General features: G+C 76.2%; 1 protein-coding gene. It reads left to right on the top strand.

Annotated features, from left to right (window positions below; all coding sequences use genetic code 11):
- Positions 1–185: 185 nt before the first annotated feature.
- Positions 186–546: TIGR04222 domain-containing membrane protein (locus G3I40_RS30385; RefSeq protein WP_164305835.1), on the top strand; the 361-nt coding region annotated here is incomplete at its 3' end.

Genomic DNA, 546 nt, shown 5'->3' on the forward strand with positions numbered 1-546 from the left:
CCGCCCGCCACCCGCTCCCCCGCACCGCCGGGGCCCACGGCGTCCCCGGACTCGGCGACGCCGGTCACGCCGACGCCCACGCTGACCCTGCCGCCCGCCGCGTCCCGCCCGAAGTCGTGACGGCCGCTGTCCGCATACTGAAATCGGCATGGCGCCTACCCGAACACCTGTCGTAAAAACACCTCATGCTCTGGGTCCTGTTCCTCGTCCTCGCCTGCGCCGCCGCGGCTCTGTCCTGCGCCCGGCTGTGTCTCGCTGCCGTCCGCGCGGCCGACGGCGAGCGCGCCGCGGGCGACCGGCACCGGGGGCGCGAACTGTCGCTGTACGAGACCGCGTTCCTGTCCGGCGGTCCGGTCCGGGTCGCCGACGTGACGCTCGTGTCGATGGCCCGCAGCCGTCGGCTGCTGCTGGCGCACACCGGCTGGGCGACGGTCGTCGACCCGGTGGGCGAGGACGACATGGAGCGGGCCCTGATCGGCGCGATCGGCCCCGAGGGGCAGTCGCGGATCGCACCGCTGCGGGCGGCCGCGGCGGCGGGCGACGCCG

The organism is Streptomyces sp. SID14478 (genome assembly GCF_010548525.1).
In the GTDB taxonomy this organism is placed as follows: domain Bacteria; phylum Actinomycetota; class Actinomycetes; order Streptomycetales; family Streptomycetaceae; genus Streptomyces.